19 protein-coding genes are annotated in these 17,061 nt (G+C 67.9%); 7 read left to right on the plus strand and 12 right to left on the minus strand.

Annotated features, from left to right (window positions below; translation table 11 throughout):
* Positions 1-62 precede the first annotated feature (62 nt).
* The 9 genes from MKD50_RS25645 to MKD50_RS25685 all read right to left on the minus strand — a co-directional run bounded on the left by MKD50_RS25645 (position 63) and on the right by MKD50_RS25685 (position 8,024).
* Entirely contained in the window at positions 63-461 is a 399-nt protein-coding gene (locus MKD50_RS25645; RefSeq protein WP_252669252.1) for a DUF350 domain-containing protein, read from the minus strand.
* A gap of 58 nt (positions 462-519) precedes the next feature.
* Positions 520-1,242, minus strand: a complete 723-nt coding sequence (locus tag MKD50_RS25650) for a hypothetical protein (RefSeq protein ID WP_252669254.1) — start codon at positions 1,240-1,242, stop codon at positions 520-522.
* A gap of 3 nt (positions 1,243-1,245) precedes the next feature.
* Positions 1,246-2,421 (minus strand): glutathionylspermidine synthase family protein, encoded by a 1,176-nt coding sequence (locus tag MKD50_RS25655; RefSeq protein ID WP_252669256.1) that lies wholly within the window; start codon positions 2,419-2,421, stop codon positions 1,246-1,248.
* Positions 2,421-3,815: a saccharopine dehydrogenase NADP-binding domain-containing protein gene (locus tag MKD50_RS25660; RefSeq protein WP_252669258.1), complete on the minus strand. Its 1,395-nt coding sequence runs from the start codon at positions 3,813-3,815 to the stop codon at positions 2,421-2,423. Before MKD50_RS25660 ends, MKD50_RS25655 begins: the two co-directional genes overlap by 1 nt.
* 184 nt (positions 3,816-3,999) lie before the next feature.
* The gene (gene hutG, locus MKD50_RS25665; protein WP_252669260.1) at positions 4,000-4,950 is read right to left on the minus strand and encodes a formimidoylglutamase; all 951 of its coding nucleotides are present in this window, start codon (positions 4,948-4,950) and stop codon (positions 4,000-4,002) included.
* On the minus strand, positions 4,947-5,708 hold the full coding sequence (locus tag MKD50_RS25670) for an amino acid ABC transporter ATP-binding protein (RefSeq protein ID WP_252669261.1): 762 nt from the start codon (positions 5,706-5,708) through the stop codon (positions 4,947-4,949). Before MKD50_RS25670 ends, hutG begins: the two co-directional genes overlap by 4 nt.
* Complete coding sequence (locus MKD50_RS25675) at positions 5,705-6,373, minus strand: amino acid ABC transporter permease (RefSeq protein WP_252669262.1); 669 nt, start codon at positions 6,371-6,373, stop codon at positions 5,705-5,707. Before MKD50_RS25675 ends, MKD50_RS25670 begins: the two co-directional genes overlap by 4 nt.
* Positions 6,374-6,391: 18 nt before the next feature.
* Positions 6,392-7,147 (minus strand): glutamine ABC transporter substrate-binding protein, encoded by a 756-nt coding sequence (locus MKD50_RS25680; protein WP_252669263.1) that lies wholly within the window; start codon positions 7,145-7,147, stop codon positions 6,392-6,394.
* A gap of 82 nt (positions 7,148-7,229) precedes the next feature.
* The gene (locus tag MKD50_RS25685) at positions 7,230-8,024 is read right to left on the minus strand and encodes an IclR family transcriptional regulator (protein WP_252669264.1); all 795 of its coding nucleotides are present in this window, start codon (positions 8,022-8,024) and stop codon (positions 7,230-7,232) included.
* Positions 8,025-8,240: 216 nt separating this feature from the next.
* On the opposite strand from MKD50_RS25685, the gene MKD50_RS25690 reads away from it, so the two are divergent.
* From MKD50_RS25690 to MKD50_RS25700, 3 genes are all read left to right on the plus strand, one after another.
* Entirely contained in the window at positions 8,241-8,516 is a 276-nt protein-coding gene (locus MKD50_RS25690) for a type II toxin-antitoxin system Phd/YefM family antitoxin (protein ID WP_115702903.1), read from the plus strand.
* The gene (locus tag MKD50_RS25695) at positions 8,516-8,857 is read left to right on the plus strand and encodes a type II toxin-antitoxin system RelE/ParE family toxin (protein ID WP_116311996.1); all 342 of its coding nucleotides are present in this window, start codon (positions 8,516-8,518) and stop codon (positions 8,855-8,857) included. Before MKD50_RS25690 ends, MKD50_RS25695 begins: the two co-directional genes overlap by 1 nt.
* A gap of 96 nt (positions 8,858-8,953) precedes the next feature.
* Positions 8,954-9,277: a nucleotide pyrophosphohydrolase gene (locus tag MKD50_RS25700; protein ID WP_252669340.1), complete on the plus strand. Its 324-nt coding sequence runs from the start codon at positions 8,954-8,956 to the stop codon at positions 9,275-9,277.
* A 19-nt stretch (positions 9,278-9,296) separates the two neighbouring features.
* On the opposite strand, the gene MKD50_RS25705 is transcribed toward MKD50_RS25700, so the two are convergent.
* Both MKD50_RS25705 and MKD50_RS25710 read right to left on the minus strand, forming a co-directional pair.
* The gene (locus tag MKD50_RS25705; RefSeq protein ID WP_252669265.1) at positions 9,297-9,818 is read right to left on the minus strand and encodes a DUF2938 domain-containing protein; all 522 of its coding nucleotides are present in this window, start codon (positions 9,816-9,818) and stop codon (positions 9,297-9,299) included.
* Positions 9,811-10,704, minus strand: coding sequence for a class I SAM-dependent methyltransferase (locus MKD50_RS25710; protein WP_252669266.1), 894 nt, complete (start codon positions 10,702-10,704; stop codon positions 9,811-9,813). Before MKD50_RS25710 ends, MKD50_RS25705 begins: the two co-directional genes overlap by 8 nt.
* A gap of 64 nt (positions 10,705-10,768) precedes the next feature.
* On the opposite strand from MKD50_RS25710, the gene MKD50_RS25715 reads away from it, so the two are divergent.
* Positions 10,769-11,212, plus strand: coding sequence for a helix-turn-helix domain-containing protein (locus MKD50_RS25715; RefSeq protein ID WP_252669268.1), 444 nt, complete (start codon positions 10,769-10,771; stop codon positions 11,210-11,212).
* Between the two features lie 12 nt (positions 11,213-11,224).
* On the opposite strand, the gene MKD50_RS25720 is transcribed toward MKD50_RS25715, so the two are convergent.
* A complete protein-coding gene (locus tag MKD50_RS25720) occupies positions 11,225-13,024 on the minus strand; it encodes a methyl-accepting chemotaxis protein (protein ID WP_252669269.1) in 1,800 nt (599 codons plus the stop codon).
* Between the two features lie 301 nt (positions 13,025-13,325).
* On the opposite strand from MKD50_RS25720, the gene MKD50_RS25725 reads away from it, so the two are divergent.
* The 3 genes from MKD50_RS25725 to dbpA all read left to right on the plus strand — a co-directional run bounded on the left by MKD50_RS25725 (position 13,326) and on the right by dbpA (position 17,034).
* A complete protein-coding gene (locus MKD50_RS25725; RefSeq protein WP_252669271.1) occupies positions 13,326-14,528 on the plus strand; it encodes a DUF4382 domain-containing protein in 1,203 nt (400 codons plus the stop codon).
* A 141-nt stretch (positions 14,529-14,669) separates the two neighbouring features.
* Positions 14,670-15,590, plus strand: coding sequence for a DUF72 domain-containing protein (locus MKD50_RS25730; protein ID WP_252669273.1), 921 nt, complete (start codon positions 14,670-14,672; stop codon positions 15,588-15,590).
* A gap of 22 nt (positions 15,591-15,612) precedes the next feature.
* Positions 15,613-17,034, plus strand: coding sequence for an ATP-dependent RNA helicase DbpA (gene dbpA, locus MKD50_RS25735; protein ID WP_252669275.1), 1,422 nt, complete (start codon positions 15,613-15,615; stop codon positions 17,032-17,034).
* The last annotated feature ends 27 nt before the right edge of the window (positions 17,035-17,061 follow it).

Genomic DNA, 17,061 nt, shown 5'->3' on the forward strand with positions numbered 1-17,061 from the left:
TTGCCTATGGCAGCTGGTGCTGACGTCTTTTATGCCGGAGTGGCCGTTGCCCGCCTCCAGTCTCACGTCAAACAAGCCGCATTCACCACCCCCACCGACAACGAAATCACCCCCATCACCGCCCCCACGCCGCGATTGTCGTTCGAGATCGCCTCACTGACACCCCCCAGCGCCCGCGCCGCCACCAGGTAAGCCAGCACCTGCACCGCAAACGCCCCAAACGCCCACAGCAAGAACATCGCAAACGTAGCGTTGTGCTGAATGCTCGACGACAACGTCAGCGAGAACCCCAGCACCGCTCCACCCAGCGACAACGCTGCCGCGATATTCCCTTCGCGGATCAGCGTGAATTCCCGATGCGGCGTGACGCGCGTATAGACCAGCAGGAACAGCCCCAGCATGGCAAAGCTGGTGACGATGTAGATCAGGTAGGCAAGCGCCGGGTGCATGGTATTGACCATTGGATGGACTCGTTGTCGGTTGTCAGGGGGATGCGGGATGGCGTTTGGCGCGGGCACTTCAGCCGCCGCCGGAGCGGCCGGAGCTGCCGAAGCGGCTGGTGAAGCCGCCGCGCGATACCACCGGTGCGCGCGATACGGCCGCGGAGCGCATGGTCAGGCCCATGGAGCGGCCGCCGCCGAGCGAGCTGCGGCGTACGGTGGCTTCTTCCACCATGGCTGCGCGCGGGGTGGCGTTGGTGAACGATTGCGTGGGCGTGCCGTTGCGGTCGTAGACCTGCATCGGGCGCAGCGGGCCGGAGGACATGTCGCGCTGGGTCTGGGTGCCGTTGGGGTGGTAGACGGTGCCGCTGGCGGTGTAGTACGGGCCGTACCAGCGTGCGTAGTACGCGCTGCTGCTGTGCGTGGTGCCGGAGCCGGCGGCTTCGCTGGCGGGGGCGTTGAGGCTGGAGCTGTAGATGGTGCTGGGGTCGTCGATCGGCACGCTTTCGCAGTCGTTGGGCGTGTTCCAGTCGGCCTCGCAGTCTTCCAGCGTGGCGTAGCTGGCGCGGCGCACGGTGACGCCGGGGTCGTCGTCGGCGTCGTCGCTGCAGGAGCCGAGCACGGCCACGCCGGCGACCACGGCGCAGGCGCCGACGATCCACAGCGCGGGCGAGCCGCCCTGCTTTTTCTGTTCGGCCTCGTAGGCTGCGATGCGCGGCGACGGGCCGCCGGAGCCGCCCCTTCCGGGCATGTATGGGCTGCCGTACTTGGAGCGCTTGGTGCCCTTCTTCTTGTTGGCCATGGCTTACGCGTGGGTGAAGTAATGGGGGACGAAGAAGCTGGTGTTCTTGGCGATGGGCCCGGATTCTTCGCGCACGCACAGGCCGCTGGGCACGTCGTCGACGATCCAGACGCCCAGCGTGGTGTAGCGCCCGTCAAAGCGCCGCGCCGGTTCGTAGGCCTGGTAGATGAAGCCTTCTTCGCCATACTCGCCGGGGTTCTGGACGCGCTCGCCCTCGGGGGTGAGCAGCGTCACGCTTTCGCCTTCGCGCGACAGGAAGGGCTTTTTCGCGTGCGGCTTGCCGGCGAAGTGGCCGGGGTTAAAGCTGGCTTCGATCAGGTTGGGATGTCCCGGAAAGAGGTCCCACAGGATCGGTAGGATGGCCTTGTTGGACAGCACCGCCTTCCACGGCGGCTCGACCCAGCGCACGGGGCTGTGCGCGAGCTGGTCGCGGTAGTCGGAGGTGGCCATCCATTCCCACGGGTAGAGCTTGAACACGACTTCCATCGGCACGTTGTCGGCATCGTAGAAGTTGCCGCGGCCGTCGGTGCCGATCTCCTGCAGGTCGACCAGCTTGACCGCCCAGCCGGCCTGCAGCGCGGTGTCCATCAGGTACTCGGTATTGCAGACGTCTTCCTGGCTGTCGAACATGCAGGCCAGGTGCAGCAGGCTGGCGTTGCGGTAGTGGTTGCGCAGCCACTGCCAGCGCGCCACCAGGGCGTCGTGCAGGCTGTTGAACTGGTCGGCCTGCGGCTGCACGGCGTCTTTCCAGTACCACTGGGCGACGGCGGATTCGATCAGCGATGTCGGGGTGTCGGCGTTGAACTCGTACAGCCTGGGCACGCCGTGCGGGTCCAGCGTCATGTCGAAGCGGCCGAACAGCGTGGGCTCGTCGCGGTCCCACGAGGTGCGGATCAGCTGCGCGAAGTCCGCGTCGATCGCCAGGCGCGCGAACAGGTCGTGGTCGATCACATGCTGCACGGCTTCCAGGCAGCGCTGGTTCAGGTCGTAGGCGGCGGCATAGAGCGTTTCCACCTCCTGCTTGCTGAAGGCGTAGGCAGCGTCTTCGCGCCAGTAGAAGAAGGTGTGGTCATCGACTTCGCGCGGGACGTTGAACTCGTCCAGCGAATGGAAGTGGAAGCCCACCTTCTCGAGTTCGCGCGGCCAGTTGCGGCGCGGGGTTTGCGGGATGCGTTGCATCAGCAGGCAAGGGTCAGCAGGGAGGAATCGGGCCGGACCGTGGTGTCGTCCAGCAGGAAGTCGGTGAAGGCGAGCGAGGCGGCGCCGGGCTGCGGCAGCCAGTCGGTAAATGCGATGCTCAGCGGCGCCCACCAGTGCGCGGCATCGGCCAGCACCGGGCCGAAGTCGAGCGCATCGGATTCCACCACGCCACGCGACGGATTGGCCAGCATCCACTGCATGCCGGCGACCAGGCTCGATGCCACCTGCAGGCTGGTGGCGGTGTTGTACGGCGCCAGCGCGCGCGCGCGCTGCACCGACAGGCGCGAGCCATGCCAGACCGCGCCGTGGCGGCCGCTCATCAGCAGCACGCCGAGTTCGTCTTCGCCGCACTGGATCTCGTCGCGCAGGATGCGTTCGCCGCGCACGCGCGGGGCGGCGCGGTCGTCCAGCCATTGCATCGAGGCCTGCGTGGCGGTGGTGGGGCGATAGGCGTAGTAGACGGTGGGGCGATACAGCGGCTGGCCGGCGCGGGTGTCGGTCAGGTACTCGGCGATCGAGATCGATTCGTTGTGCGTGATCAGGCAGGCGTCGAACGGGCCGTGCACCGGCGACCAGGAACGCACGCGGGTGCGATGGCCCGGCCGGTCCAGCGCGATCGCCGCGCCGCTGCCGTAGCCGTGGCGGTAGCCAGCGGGCGGCAAGCGGGGTTCATGGCTGCCCCAGCCGAGTTCGGCGTCCTGCAGGCATTCGGTGATAAAGCCTTCGGCGGACCAGGTGTTGGCGAACTCGCCGTCGCGCGGATAGCCAGGCGCCTGCTGGCTGTCGTATTCGGCGACCTGGATCACGCGCACGTCCAGCGCGCGCGCCAGCGCGGCCCACGCGGCGCGATCGCTGGGCTCCGGCTGATTCAATCCGGCCTTGCCGGCCAATGCCATCAGCGCGGACTTGACCAGCACCGAGACCAGACCGGGATTGGCGCCATGCGCGACCAGCGCGGTCGGCAGCGCTTCGCGGCCGCGGGCGAAGGCCAGCATCTCGTGGCGCAGCGCGTAGTTGCTCAGGTGCGAGGCCCGCGGATCGGCGGCGTAGTCCCAGGGTTCAATGCCGGCATCGACATAGAACGCGCCGTGCGCCTGCGCCAGTGCAATCAGGTCGCGGCTGCAGACGGACGGGGCCAGGTTCAGCAGGAAGGCGCCGGGCCGCAGCAGCGGGGCCAGCATGGTTTCGTAGTTGGCCGCGGTGATGGTGGCCTGGATGGCTTGCAGCTTGTGGCGGGCGATCAGTTGCTGGCGCGCGCGGTCCAGCACGCGGTCGACCACGGTGATCGCTGCCCGCGGCCAGGCCCGCTCCAGCAGCGGCAGCACGGCCTGGCCGATGCAGCCAAAACCGACGATGACGATTTGTTCGATCACGCAGACCCTTCCGCCCGAGCAACGGCAAGCGGCGGATCCCCGGGCGCGGCAACGGCCGCGCCGGCGCAGGACTGCCCTTGCCTGGCTTTATCAATTCTGATCAGAATCGCTAAATCTAGCGAAGGGCAATACTATCGCCGCGGGCGGCGGCTGCCAACTGCCGGCAGGGCCCCTGGCCGGCGCTTCAGCGCAGCAGGCGCCAGGCCAGCCGCGCCGCCACGCGCGCGCCCAGGTGATCGCGGTCGTACTGGGGGTTGTACTCTGCCAGGTCGGCCACGCGCAGCTTGCCGCTGCGGCGGACCAGCCGCGCCACTTCCTCGACCACCGGCAACGGCACGCCGTAGGCTGCGGGCGCCGACACGCCCGGCATCACCGCGCCCGGCAGGGCGTCGAGGTCGATGGTCAGGTACACGTGGTCCGCGGCATCGATGCGGGCGGACAACTCCGCCAGCCGTGCTGCCAGGTGGCGTTCCTGCATGTCGACGTCTTCGACGTAGCTGACGCCCAGCGCCTCGGCGCGACCGAACAGCGCCGGCGTGTTGCTGAGGCGGCTGACGCCCAGGCAGACATAGTCGAACGGCTGGCCGCGCCCGGCGCAGGCATGGGCGATCTGGTCGAACGGCGTGCCGGAGCTGGCGGGCCGGCTGGTGCGCAGGTCGAAGTGGGCGTCGATATTGATGATCAGCACGCGACCAGCATCGTCCTGCGCATCCAGGTGCGCACGCAGGCCCTGCCACGTGCCCCACGCCACTTCATGGCCGCCGCCCAGTACCAGCGGAAAGCCGCCACGCGCCAGCACCGCCTGGACGGCGCCGGCCAGCGCCTGCTGGGCCGATTCCAGCTCGCCGTCGTCGCAGCTGACATTGCCGGCGTCGTACAGCGCCGGCAGCCCGTGCGCCGGCACGTTGGCCAGCGCCTGGCGGATGGCGTCGGGGCCGTGGGCGGCGCCGGGGCGGCCCTGGTTGCGCAGCACGCCGGCATCGCAGCGGAAGCCGAGCAATACCGGCGCGTGGTCCAGCGGCGCGGGGTCCGCGGGGTCCAGCGCCTGCACGATGCGGAACAGCCGCGTGGTGTCGCCCTGCTCGCCGCGGTCGATACGGCCCTGCCAGGGGTTTTGCGTCACTGCCATCCTCATGCCCGCGTCAGCACCGCCTGCAGGAAGCCGCGCGTGCGTTCCTGCGTCGGCGCGGAGAAGATCACCGACGGCGGCCCGGCCTCGATGATGCCGCCGCCGTCCATGACCACGACCACATCGGCCACTTCGCGGGCAAAGCCCATTTCATGGGTGACCACGACCATGGTCATGCCTTCGGCGGCCAGCACCTTCATCACCTGCAGCACTTCGCCCACCAGCTCGGGGTCCAGCGCGGAGGTCGGCTCGTCGAACAGCATCACGCGCGGCTCCATCGCCAGCGCGCGGGCGATGGCCACGCGCTGCTTCTGGCCGCCGGACAGGCTGGCCGGCATGGCGTGCGCCTTGTGCGCCAGGCCGACTTTCTCCAGCAGGCTCATTGCCTTGCGCTCGGCGTCGTCGCGCGAGACGCCGCGCAGCATGCGCGGTCCAACCGTGACGTTGTGCAGCACCGACAGGTGCGGGAACAGGTTGAACGACTGGAACACCATGCCCACTTCGGTGCGCAGCTGGTTCAGCCCCTGCTCGTCGATCAGCTGGCCGTCGCTCACCAGGCTCTTGCCAACGATGTCGATGGTGCCTGCCTCGGGCTGCTCCAGGCCGTTGCAGCAGCGCAGGAAGGTGCTCTTGCCGGAGCCGCTGGGGCCGATCACCACCACCACCTGCGACGGTTCCACGTCGAAGTCGATGCCGCGCAGCACCGTGTGGCTACCGAACGATTTGCCCAGGTTGCGGATCCGGATGATTGCGGAATCGCTCATTGCACCATGCCTCCCATGCGCAGCCGTTGTTCGGCGTGGCGCAGGATCAGCCCGGCCGCACTCGTCAGGATCAGATACACCAGCGCGATCGCCAGGTAGACCTCCAGCGACCGGTACGACACGCTGATGATCTTCTGGCCCTCGTGCATCAGGTCGGCGATGGTCAGCAGCGACACCAGCGCCGAGTTCTTGATCAGCGCGATGAACTCGTTGCCCAGCGGCGGGATCATGCGCACGATGGCCTGCGGCAGGATGATGGCGCGCATGGCCTGGCCGGACGACATGCCGATCGAGCGCGCGGCTTCCATCTGGCCCTTGTCGACGGACTGGATCGCGCCGCGCACGATCTCCGAGACATAGGCGCCGGAATAGATGCCCAGCCCGATCACGCCGCACACAAAGGCCGGCAGCAGGATGTTGAACTGCGGCAGCCCGAAGAACAGCAGGAACAGCTGCACCAGCAGCGGCGTGCCGCGGATGAAGGTCACATAGGCGGTACAGATGCTGTAGATGACGCGGCGCCTGGGGTCCAGCCGGCCGATGCCGACCAGCAGGCCCATCACGCAGCCCAGCACCAGTGCGCAGGCCGTGACCTGCACGGTGATGACGGCGCCGTGCAGGATGTCAGGCCACCCGGCGAAGACGGGAGAAAAATCCAGTTCCATAATGTCGGTCCGCGTGGCTTACTTGGCGGCCGCGCCGAACCACTTCTGGGTCAGCTTGGCGTAGGTGCCGTCGGCCTTGAGCTTGACCAGTGCGGCATTCAGCGCGCGGGTCAGCTCGGGCGTGTCCTTGCGCACCGCCATGCCGTATTCCTCAGTGGTCAGCTGCTGTTCCACCACGCGCAGGCCGCCGCGGGTCTTCACGTACTGCATCGCGGCCGGCTTGCCGGTCACGGCGGCATCGGCGCGGCCGATCTCGACCAGGTTGAACATTTCCTGGTTCTTCTCGACTTCCACGCGCTGCACCTGCGGATAGGTGTCGCGCAGGAAGCTGACCGACTTGGTCCCCACCTGCACGCTGACCTTCTTGCCGTTCAGGTCTTCCGGCTTGTTGATGGTGGCGTTGCCGCTCTTGACCAGCGCCACCAGGCCGCCGGTGTAGTAGGGTTCGGTAAAGTCCACCACCTTGCGGCGCTCCGGGGTGATGTAGATGCCGGATACGGCCATGTCGAAGCGGCGCGAGACCAGGCCCGGGATCAGGCCCTTGAAGTCGATGTTGGTCCATTCCACCTGCTTGCCCATGGTCTTGGCCATGGCCTCGACCAGCTCGACGTCAAAGCCGGTGCGCTTGCCGTTCTCGATGAATTCCATCGGCGGGAAGGTGGCGTCGGTGGCCACGCGCAGCACGTTGCTGTCCTGCGCGTGCGCGGCGGCGCCGAAGGTCAGTCCGGCCACGGCCGAGAGGCCGGCGATCAGGCATTTGCGACGAAGGTTCATGGGGGTCTCCTTTTTTCCGGGAACGGGAAATCTGCCGTCGCGCGGGTCTGCGGACGGCGCGGTAAAGATTGCTCTGGTGTTTTTAGTAAGACTGCAGCCGCGCGGAAATCCGCATGGCTGCCGCCACGGTCATGTCGATCAGCGCGCTTTCGCGCCCTTGCCGGCGTGTGGCCGGCACCATCAGCGTGATCGAGCCCAGCGCGTCGGCCTTGGCCCGCCGCGAGAACAGCGGCGCGCTCACGCCCCACACGCCGGGGTCCACTTCGCCCTCGCTGACGGCATAGCCGGTGGCGCGGATCGCAGCGAGTTCCGCCAGCAGCTTTTCCGCTTCCGCCGGCTCGCACTGGGCCCGGACCACGCGCTCGCGCGCGTCGTCGCGCATGAAGGCCAGCAGCGACTTGGCCGACGCGCCCGCGCGCAGCGGCACGCCGCGGCCCTTCTCGAACGAGCAGCGCAGCGACTGGCGGCTCTCCACCATCTCCAGGCACACCGCGTGGTCCTTGACCGCGACCACCAGGCCGACGCTTTCATCCGACTGCTGCGCCAGCAGCCGCATATCGGGCACCGCTTCACGGGCCAGGTGCGAGGCCATGTCGAAACCGAGCGCCAGCTGCAGGCTGATCGGGCCCGGCGCGTATTCGCCGTCGGACTCGAGCACGAAGCCCCAGCGCTTGAGCAGCATCAACTGGCGATAGAGCGTGCTCTTGGGCAGGCCGGTACGGGCCACCAGGTCGCGCACCGTGATCGGGGCGCCGTGTTGCGCCAGCGCGGCCAGCACGAACAGCACGCGGTCGGCGCCGCCGGCCGGCTGTGCGGAATCGGCGGTTGTGGGAGCGGCGGGCTGCCGCGGCGTTGTGTGGTCGACTGCATTCAACATGGGGCCCAAGAATAGGACCGAATTCCCGGAAATCAAAACTGCCAGTCCCGGAAAATGGGAATGCTTGCCTAGGGATAACCCTTGCAGGATGGCAATTTGCTGGGTGGGGTGCGCGCGGCGCCGCTTCGTGTTGGCAATAAATCGCCCGGCTGCCGTCGGTTGTTGCAGGACCGAATAAAGTCTATATTCGGTCCATTGCACAGTCAGGCTCACATCATGCGCTACTCTTCCCAGGTCAAGCCGATCAGCTACCTGAAGGCCAATGCCGCCGAGGTGCTGGAGCAGGTCAATGAGCGGCGCGAGCCGCTGGTGATCACCCAGAACGGCGAGGCCCGCGCGGTGCTGCAGGACGTTGCGTCGTTCGAGCAGACGCAGGAAACGCTGGCCCTGCTGAAGATCCTGGCGCTGGGCAACCAGGAAATCGCCGCCGGCAAGCTCAAGCCTGTCAAGGACGTGGTCGCGCGCCTGCGCAGCAAGCGGGCCGCCGACTGATGCCGGCGGGCGGCAAGCGCCATGAGGTCCTGCTTACCGCCGGGGCCGAACAGGATCTGGAGTCCATCTACGACTACATTGCGGAATTCGACTGTGTCGAGAATGCGGACTACGTGCTGGATCGGTTGCTGGAAGCCGTGGACCAGATTTCGCGCTTCCCCGAGAAGGGCAGCTACCCGGCCGAACTGATCGCGCTGGGTATCCGGGAATATCGCCAGACCGCATTCAAGCCGTATCGCGTGATCTACCGCCTGGTGGACGACAGCGTGCTCATCTATGTCATCGCGGATGGCCGGCGCGACCTGCAGGCATTGCTGGCGCGCCGGCTGCTCGGCGCTTGAGCCGCCGCAGCCATCCGTTCACTGCCCGAGGGCAACTCAACCATTGCACACGCCGCTGCCGGCGTGCTGCCACACGAAGGCATTCGCCACACCACCATGCCCCTGATCGATATCAAGAACCTCCAGCAAGCCGCCTACGACTTCGGCGAAGCCCGTCACTGGGGCAAGTACCACAGCCCCAAGAACCTGGCGATGGCGCTGAGCGTCGAGGTCTCGGAACTGGTCGAGATCTTCCAGTGGCAGACCGAGGACGAATCGCGCGCCATCATGTCCACGTCCAAGTGCGAGCACGTTGAGCAGGAGCTTGCGGATATCACCATCTATCTGACCCAGCTGGTGACGGCGCTCGGCGTGGATTTGGACGCCGCGGTGCGGGCGAAGATGGAAATCAATGCGAGGAAGTATCCGGTGCCGGAGTGATTCGCACAGGCTGATGCGCTTACGCCAATGACCAATTGGGACCGGCGATCAGCCGTGCCACCCAACCCGCCGCATACATCCCCACCCCAAACACCACATGCGTCACCAGGCTATGCACCCGCGCGACATTCGGCCGCGGCGTGCGGCTGGCCGCAATACCCGCGCCCATCGCGGGCTGCATCAGCAGGAAGGGCGCGGCGACGCTGGCGATGCCGACGATCAGGGCTGGTGCCAGCGTCGGCTTGCGCGCCCAGTCCAGCCCCCATAACGCCAGCAGTATCCCCGCGAACGCGATGCCGGTCAGGTAGTGCGCGATCCAGCCGATGGCCTGCTCGCCGCGCACCGGTGGCGTGGCGGCGATGGGCCGATGGTGGACACGTCCACGCGGTAGCCAGGCCAGCCAGCGGCCGACCAGGCCATAGTTCAGCGCAGGCACGCCGATCAGCCGCTTGCGCAGGATGGCCCAGGCATCCATGACCAGCGTGGCGCCGGTGCCGATGACCGTGGCATGGAGCAGCATTGCGGTGGTGTGGTCAGGCATGGTGGGTGTCCCGGCAATTGAGCGAAACAGCCGCGGTCGCGCGCGCCGTGATGGCCCAGCACGCTGCGGTGTAGCGCACGGAATCGCCTTGCACGTAGGGCTCGAACGCGGCGCGCACGGCTGTGGCGACGCGCTCGCGCGTGGTGGAGTCCGCGCCTTGCAGCGCCAGCCCGACCGGGCCGAGACGCGACAGGTAGCCGGCCAGCGCCGGCTCCGGCAGCGTGCAAGTCACGTCGGTCGGTCGGATCTCGATATCGCCCCAGCCGCTCGCTTGCAGGATCGATAGCACCCGCTCGCGGTCGCCGAAGGCAAATTGCCCCGGCGCGCCGGGCTGCCGTGGCGGCAGGTTCGGCAGCAGCGGGGCGGCGGCGCGCTCGGCGGTGGTCATGAAGGGGTTCTCGGCGGCGCTGCGCCAGGCGATGCAGTGCAGCGTGGCGTCCGACGTCGCGGCCCAGCGCAGGTTGGCGAACGCGCGCACCGGATCGCTGAAGAACATCACGCCCAGGCGCGACACGATCATGTCGAAGCTTGCCGGGGCGAAGGCGTGCTCCTGCGCATCGGCGTGGATAAAGCTTGCGTGGATGCCCTCGCGTTGCGCGCGGGACTGCGCGGCGGCGAGCATCGGCGCGGAAATGTCGATGCCGGTGCAATGGCCTTTCTCACCCAGGCGCCGCGCCAGCGCCAGCGTGGTGCTGCCGGTGCCGCAGCCGACATCGAGGATGCGTTGCGCCGCGGCGTTGCCGGCGGCCTGGACCAGCTGCTCTTCCAGTGGCCGGAACATGTCGTCCAGCAGGCCCTGGTGCTCCACCCACGCCTGGCCGGAGGCGCCGTTCCACAGTGCGGCCTGCTCGCCGCCGTTGCTGCTGGTTTGCCGTTGTTCACCCATGGTGTATCCCCTTGCTTGGCTGGAAGCTACACTGTGCCAGTTCAAGTTGACTTGAGGTCAAGCGGTGACAAGCCTGGATATTGCGGAAGTGGCCCGGCAGGCCGGCATGCCGGCCTCGACGCTGCGCTACTACGAGGAAAAGGGACTGATCGCGTCGATCGGCCGGCGCGGCATGCGTCGGGTGTTCGATGCGGAGGTGCTGGAGCGGCTGGCGCTGATCGCGCTGGGGCGGGCGGCCGGCTTCTCGCTGGACGACATCGCGCGGATGTTTTCGCCGCAGGGCCAGCCGCGCATCGACCGGCAGATGCTGGCCGCAAAGGCGGACGAGCTGGACCGCACCATCCGCAAGCTGACGGCGATGCGCGACGGGCTGCGCCATGCGGCGGTCTGCCCGGCGCCCAGCCATATGGAGTGCCCGACCTTCCGCAGGATCGTGAAGGCCGCGGGCACCGGGGCGATTGGCGGGCGGCGCGAGCGGGCGCCCGTGCCACCGGGCAAATCGCGATGACGGCCGGGAATCTCAGCCCAGCCTGAACTGTCCCACCGCCCCCGCAAGGCTCCCGGCCTGCGTCTGCAGCGCCGCGGCCGCCGCGGTCGACTGCTCCACCAGTGCCGCGTTCTGCTGCACCATCTGGTCCAGCTGGCTCACCGCCATATTCACCTCTTGAATGCCGCGCGTCTGTTCCATCGTCGCGCGAGTGATCTCGTTGATAATTTCGGTCACTTTCGAGACGTTGCTGACGATCTCGCCCATGGTGTCCCCGGCGCGGCGGACCTGCTCGGAGCCCGAGGCGACGCTGCCCACGGTGGTTTCGATCAGGGTCTTGATCTCGCGCGCGGCCTGGGCGCTGCGCTGGGCCAGCGCGCGCACCTCGCCGGCAACCACGGCGAAGCCCCGGCCCTGGTCGCCGGCGCGCGCGGCTTCGACGGCGGCGTTCAGCGCGAGGATGTTGGTCTGGAAGGCGATGCCCTCAATCACGCCGATGATGTCCGACACCTTGACCGAAGCGGTCTCGATCTGCCCCATGGTGCTGATCACTTCGCCGATCACCACGCCGCCGTCGCCGGCCACGCGCGAGGCGGCGGCGACGGATTCGTTGGCATGCTGCGCCGAACTGGCCGATTGGCCGACGGTGGCGGTGATCTCTTCCATCGACGCGGCGGTCTGCTGCAGGCTGGCGGCGGCGGATTCGGTGCGGCGCGACAGGTCCATGTTGCCGGCGGCGATTTCGTCGGACGCGGCCCGCACCGATTCGCTGGCGTCGCGGATCTGGCGCATGATGGTGCAGAGCTTGTCGGCGAAGGTGTTGAAGGCGCGCGCGATCTGCGCTACCTCGTCGTTGCCGTGCGCGGGCAGGCGCTGGGTCAGGTCGCCGTCGCCGGAGCCGATCGCGTCCATGGCGTCGCGCACGGTGGACAGCCCGCGCAGCGACATCGTCGCCACACCCCACACCACCGCCGCGGCCACGCCGGCGATCAGCACCAGTGCGATCACCGACGCGATCAGCACGGAGCGCATACCGGCGGTGGCCTCGGCCTGGTCCAGCGCGACGATGACCAGCCAGTCGGTGCCGGGGATGGCGCGCGCGCCGAGCAGCTTGGTGCTGCCGTGCACCTCGACTTGCAGCGGCGTCTTGGCGCCGGCCAGCGCGGCGAGCTTGTCGGCGCTCAGCGCGGGCACGAGGTCCGTGACGGGCTTGAGCGCGAGCTTGTCGTCGGTGTGGGCGACGATGTCGCCGTTGCGGGCCACCAGCATGCCGAAGCTGGCCGGCGACGGATGGATGGCCTTGACGTTGGCGATCACGGTATCCATCGCGACATCGCCGGAGACCACGGCCTGCACGGCGCCGTCGCGCACCACCGGCGCGGCGAACGCCACCACCAGCTTGCCCGTGCCGGCATCGACGTAAGGCGGCGTGACCACGGGTTTGCCGGCCGCGGCGGCCTGCCGGTACCACGGGCGGCCGGTAGGGTCGTAGCCGGGCGGGATGCCTTGCGGGTTGGAAAACTTCGCGGTCTTGTCGGCGTAGCCGACGTAGACGTTGGTGAAGCCGCCGGCCTGCGCGATCTGCCTTAGCGCAGCATCGGGTTCGGGCTGCAGCACGGCGTCCTGCAGCGACTCGATCATCCGGCTGTGCGAGGCCACCCAGTCGACGATGGCGCTGGCATGGCCGCTTTGCACGGCGGACAGACTGCTGTCGATGGCGTCTTCGTTATGGCGATTGGCAACGAACTGGTTCAGTGCCGTGTTGATGGCGAGCGCGGCGACCACGATGGCGACGCACAGGGCCACGATCCGCGCGCGGATGGTAGTGAACATCAAGGGGAATCCTTCGTAAGGAATCGTTGGGGGCGTTTGCACAAATCTGCAGCGTGGGATTTCCACCCCGCTGTATACGGAGCGCGCCGGGCCGACTTGAGCAATGTGATGCATGCGCTCGCGATTGCCGGAGTTGACGAAACAATGCAGCGCGAATCGTTGCGATCGCTCAAGGCCTGCTGATCAGTCATGCAGACAATGGAGCGAACTTTTTCACAACGTATTACAAAGATTTACACCGGTTATGCGAACCGCCACATATGCTGCGATCAACCCACAAACAATAAACGGAGAAATTACCGTGTCATTCCTTGTCAAGAGTTCTGCCCCGTTGCGCCTGCTTACCGTGAGCAGCGTGCTTGCGCTGGCCGCCTGCGGCGGTGGCGGCGGCGACGACGGTCCCGGCCGCGGCACGCTGCAGGTATCGATGACCGATGCGCCGGCCTGCGGTTTCAGCAATGTGTTCGTGACCGTGAACAAGGTGCGCGTCCACAGCAGCGCCAGCGCCGAGACCACTGCAGGGGGCTGGGTCGATATCGACGTCGTGCCAGCGCGCAGGATCGACCTGCTGTCGCTGACCAACGGCGTGATGACGGTGCTGGGCCAGACCGCACTGCCGGCCGGCGATTACCAGCAGGTGCGTCTGGTGCTGGATGCCAATCGCGGCAGCGGCGCCTCGGCCCTGGCCAATTCGGTGGTGCCCGTCGGTGGCGCCGAGCAGCCGCTCGACACGCCCAGCGCGGTGCAGTCGGGCATCAAGATCAATCGTCCGTTCACGGTGGCGCGCGACACGCTGACCGACCTGGTGCTGGACTTCGACGCCTGCAAGTCGGTGGTGACGCGCGGCAATGGCACCTATGGCCTGAAGCCGGTGGTGACCGCGATCCCGATGACCGTCAGCGGCGAGGTCAACGGCGTGGTGGCCGCGGCGCCGGGTGCGCGCGTCTATGCCGAACGCAACGGCGTGGTGGTGAAGTCGACCGTGGCCGATGCCACCGGCAGCTTCCGCCTGTCGCCGATCGAGCAAAGCAGCACGGCCGGTCCGGTCGACGTGGTGGTGGTGCCGGGTGCGGCCAACGCCAAGGCGGCGGGCATCGTGCGCGGCGTGCCGGTGGTGGTGGGTACGCCCACGGCGATCTCGACCGCCGCGGCGCCGATGACGCTGCCGGCATCGACCTATCGCCGCGTCTCGGGCGCAGTGGCGCCGGCCTCGGCCGAAGCCACGCTGCGCGCGCTGCAGCTGGTCAGCGGCGGTACCTTTGAAATCGCCGCGACCGCGGCGGCCAGCGATACCGGCGCCTACAGCCTGTTCGCGACCGAACCCGCGCTGCCGGTGGCCGCGCCGGTGATCGGCACCTACCAGGCCGCGCTGCCGATCCCGCTGTCGCCGGATGGCGCCGCGGCAGGCAAGTACAGCATCCAGGCCACCAGCGCCGCGGGTGCCGTGCAGACGCAGCCCGCGGACGTCAATATCGCGGACGTGCTGCTCAATTTCTCGTTCTGAACCCGGGGGATCGGGGAGCGGGCCGGAAGGGGGCATTGCCCTCTTCCGGTTTTTTTATGGGCGATCGCCTTTGGCGCATCGCCACCCGCATGACGCGGTTTCCCGCTAGACTGCCAGTCTCGCGTTCAGGGAGACCGCGCCATGCCAGCACGCGCAGCCACGCCTGCCCCATCCTCTGCGGCCGCGACCAAAGCCGCGTCCAAATCCCCATCGGCCGCGCCATCGCGCAAGGCCGCCGCGCCGGCCAGCCTGGTGCGCGTCGGCATCGGCGGCTGGAACTACGCACCGTGGCGCGACAATTTCTATCCCGCCAAATTGCCGCAGGCGCGCGAACTGGCTTATGCCAGCCGGCACCTCAGCGCAATCGAGATCAACAGCACCTATCACGGCACGCAGAAGCGCACCTCGTTTGCCAAGTGGCGCGACGAGACCCCGGATGACTTTGTCTTTGCGGTGAAGGCCTCGCGCTTTGCCACCAACCGCCGCGTGCTGGCGGAGTCCGGCGACTCGATCGCGCGCTTTATCGACAGCGGCATTGCCGAGCTGGGCCGCAAGCTGGGACCGGTGGTGTGGCAGTTCGCGCCGACCAAGCAATTCGACGCGGAAGACTTCGAGGCCTTCCTGCAATTGCTGCCGGCATCCGTGGAAGGCGTGAAACTGCGCCATGTGCTGGAGGTGCGGCACGACAGCTTCAGGTCGCCGGACTACCTCAAGCTGGCGCGCAAGTACAAGGCCGCCACGGTCTTCACCGATGCGCAGAAATTCCCGTCGATGGCGGACCTGACCGCGGATATTGTCTACGCGCGGCTGATGGAAAGCAGCGCGAAGCTGAACACCGGCTATGGTCCGAAGGCGCTCGACGCATGGGCCGCCCGCGCGCAGTCGTGGGCGCAGGGCGCGCAGCCGGACGACCTGCCGACGCTCGAAGACCGCAAGCCCGCGGCACGCAGACGCGAGGTCTTCATCTTCTTCATCAACGGTGCCAAGGAACGCGCGCCCGCCGCCGCCCAGGCCTTGCTGGAGCGGCTGGGCTGGACCCCGCCCGCCGCCGCGGATGCCTGACGCCGGCTCGCTATAATCCCGCATGAACTCGACCCCCGTCCAAGCACCCGCGCAGCCGCCAGCCGGCCCCGCTTTCTCCACCCTGCCCTTGTCGCCCGCGATGCTCGCCACGCTGGCGCAGCTGGGCTATGACGAAATGACGCCGATCCAGGCGGCCAGCCTGCCGATCACATTGGCCGGCCAGGACCTGGTGGCGCAGGCCAAGACCGGCAGCGGCAAGACCGCGGCGTTCGGGCTGGCGCTGCTGCACCGGCTCGATCCGCGCCGCTTCGACGTGCAGGCCATGGTGCTGTGCCCCACGCGCGAGCTGGCCGACCAGGTCACGCAGGAAATCCGCCGCCTGGCGCGCGCCGAAGAGAACGTCAAGGTGCTGACGCTGTGCGGCGGCGCGCCGATGCGCCCGCAGGTCGACAGCCTGATCCATGGCGCGCATATCGTGGTCGGCACGCCGGGCCGCATCCTGGACCATATCGACCGCGGCAGCCTTGACCTGTCGGCCATCAACACGCTGGTGCTGGACGAGGCCGACCGCATGCTCGACATGGGCTTCTTCGACGATATCGCCTATGTGGCCAGCCGCTGCCCGCGCGACCGGCAGACGCTGCTGTTCTCCGCAACCTATCCGCCCGGCATCGACAAGCTCAGCCACCGCTTCCTGCGCAATGCGCAGTCGCTCAAGCTGGAGGCGACGCACGACAACAGCACCATCCGCCAGCGCTTCTACGAGGTGGAAGAGAGCGAGCGCCTGAACGCGGTGGGGCGGCTGCTGGACCACTTCCGGCCGGTCAGCACGCTGGCCTTCTGCAATACCAAGGCGCGCTGCCGCGACCTGGTGGAACTGCTGCGCGCGCAGGGCTACCAGGCACTGGCGCTGCATGGCGAACTGGAACAGCGCGAGCGCGACCAGGTGCTGGTGCAGTTTGCCAACCGCAGCTGCTCGGTACTGGTGGCCACCGACGTGGCCGCGCGCGGGCTGGATATCGCGCAACTGGAAGCGGTGATCAATGTCGAGATCACGCCCGACCCGGAAGTGCACGTGCACCGCATCGGCCGCACCGGCCGCGCCGACCAGGAGGGCTGGGCCTTCAGCCTGGTCAGCATGGACGAGATGGGGCGCGTGGGCAACCTGGAGCAGCACCACGGCGGCGAGTTCGAATGGCACCCGCTGGCCGAACTGACGCCGGCGAGCACTGAGCGCCTGCTGCCGCCCATGGTGACGCTGCAGATGCTGGGCGGCCGCAAGGAGAAGATCCGCCCGGGCGATATCCTGGGCGCGCTGACCGGCGAGGCGGGCTTTGCCAAGGAGCAGATCGGCAAGATCAATGTGCTGGAAATGTCGACCTATATCGCCGTGGAACGCAGCATCGGGCGCGAGGCGGTGAAGCGGCTCAACGCCGGCAAGGTCAAGGGCAAGAAGGTGAAGGTGCGGATGCTGACCGAGTAGTGCGGGCCTCGCCGGTAATGGCGGCGC

Source organism: Cupriavidus mimosae (assembly GCF_023952485.1).
Taxonomy (GTDB): domain Bacteria; phylum Pseudomonadota; class Gammaproteobacteria; order Burkholderiales; family Burkholderiaceae; genus Cupriavidus; species Cupriavidus taiwanensis_C.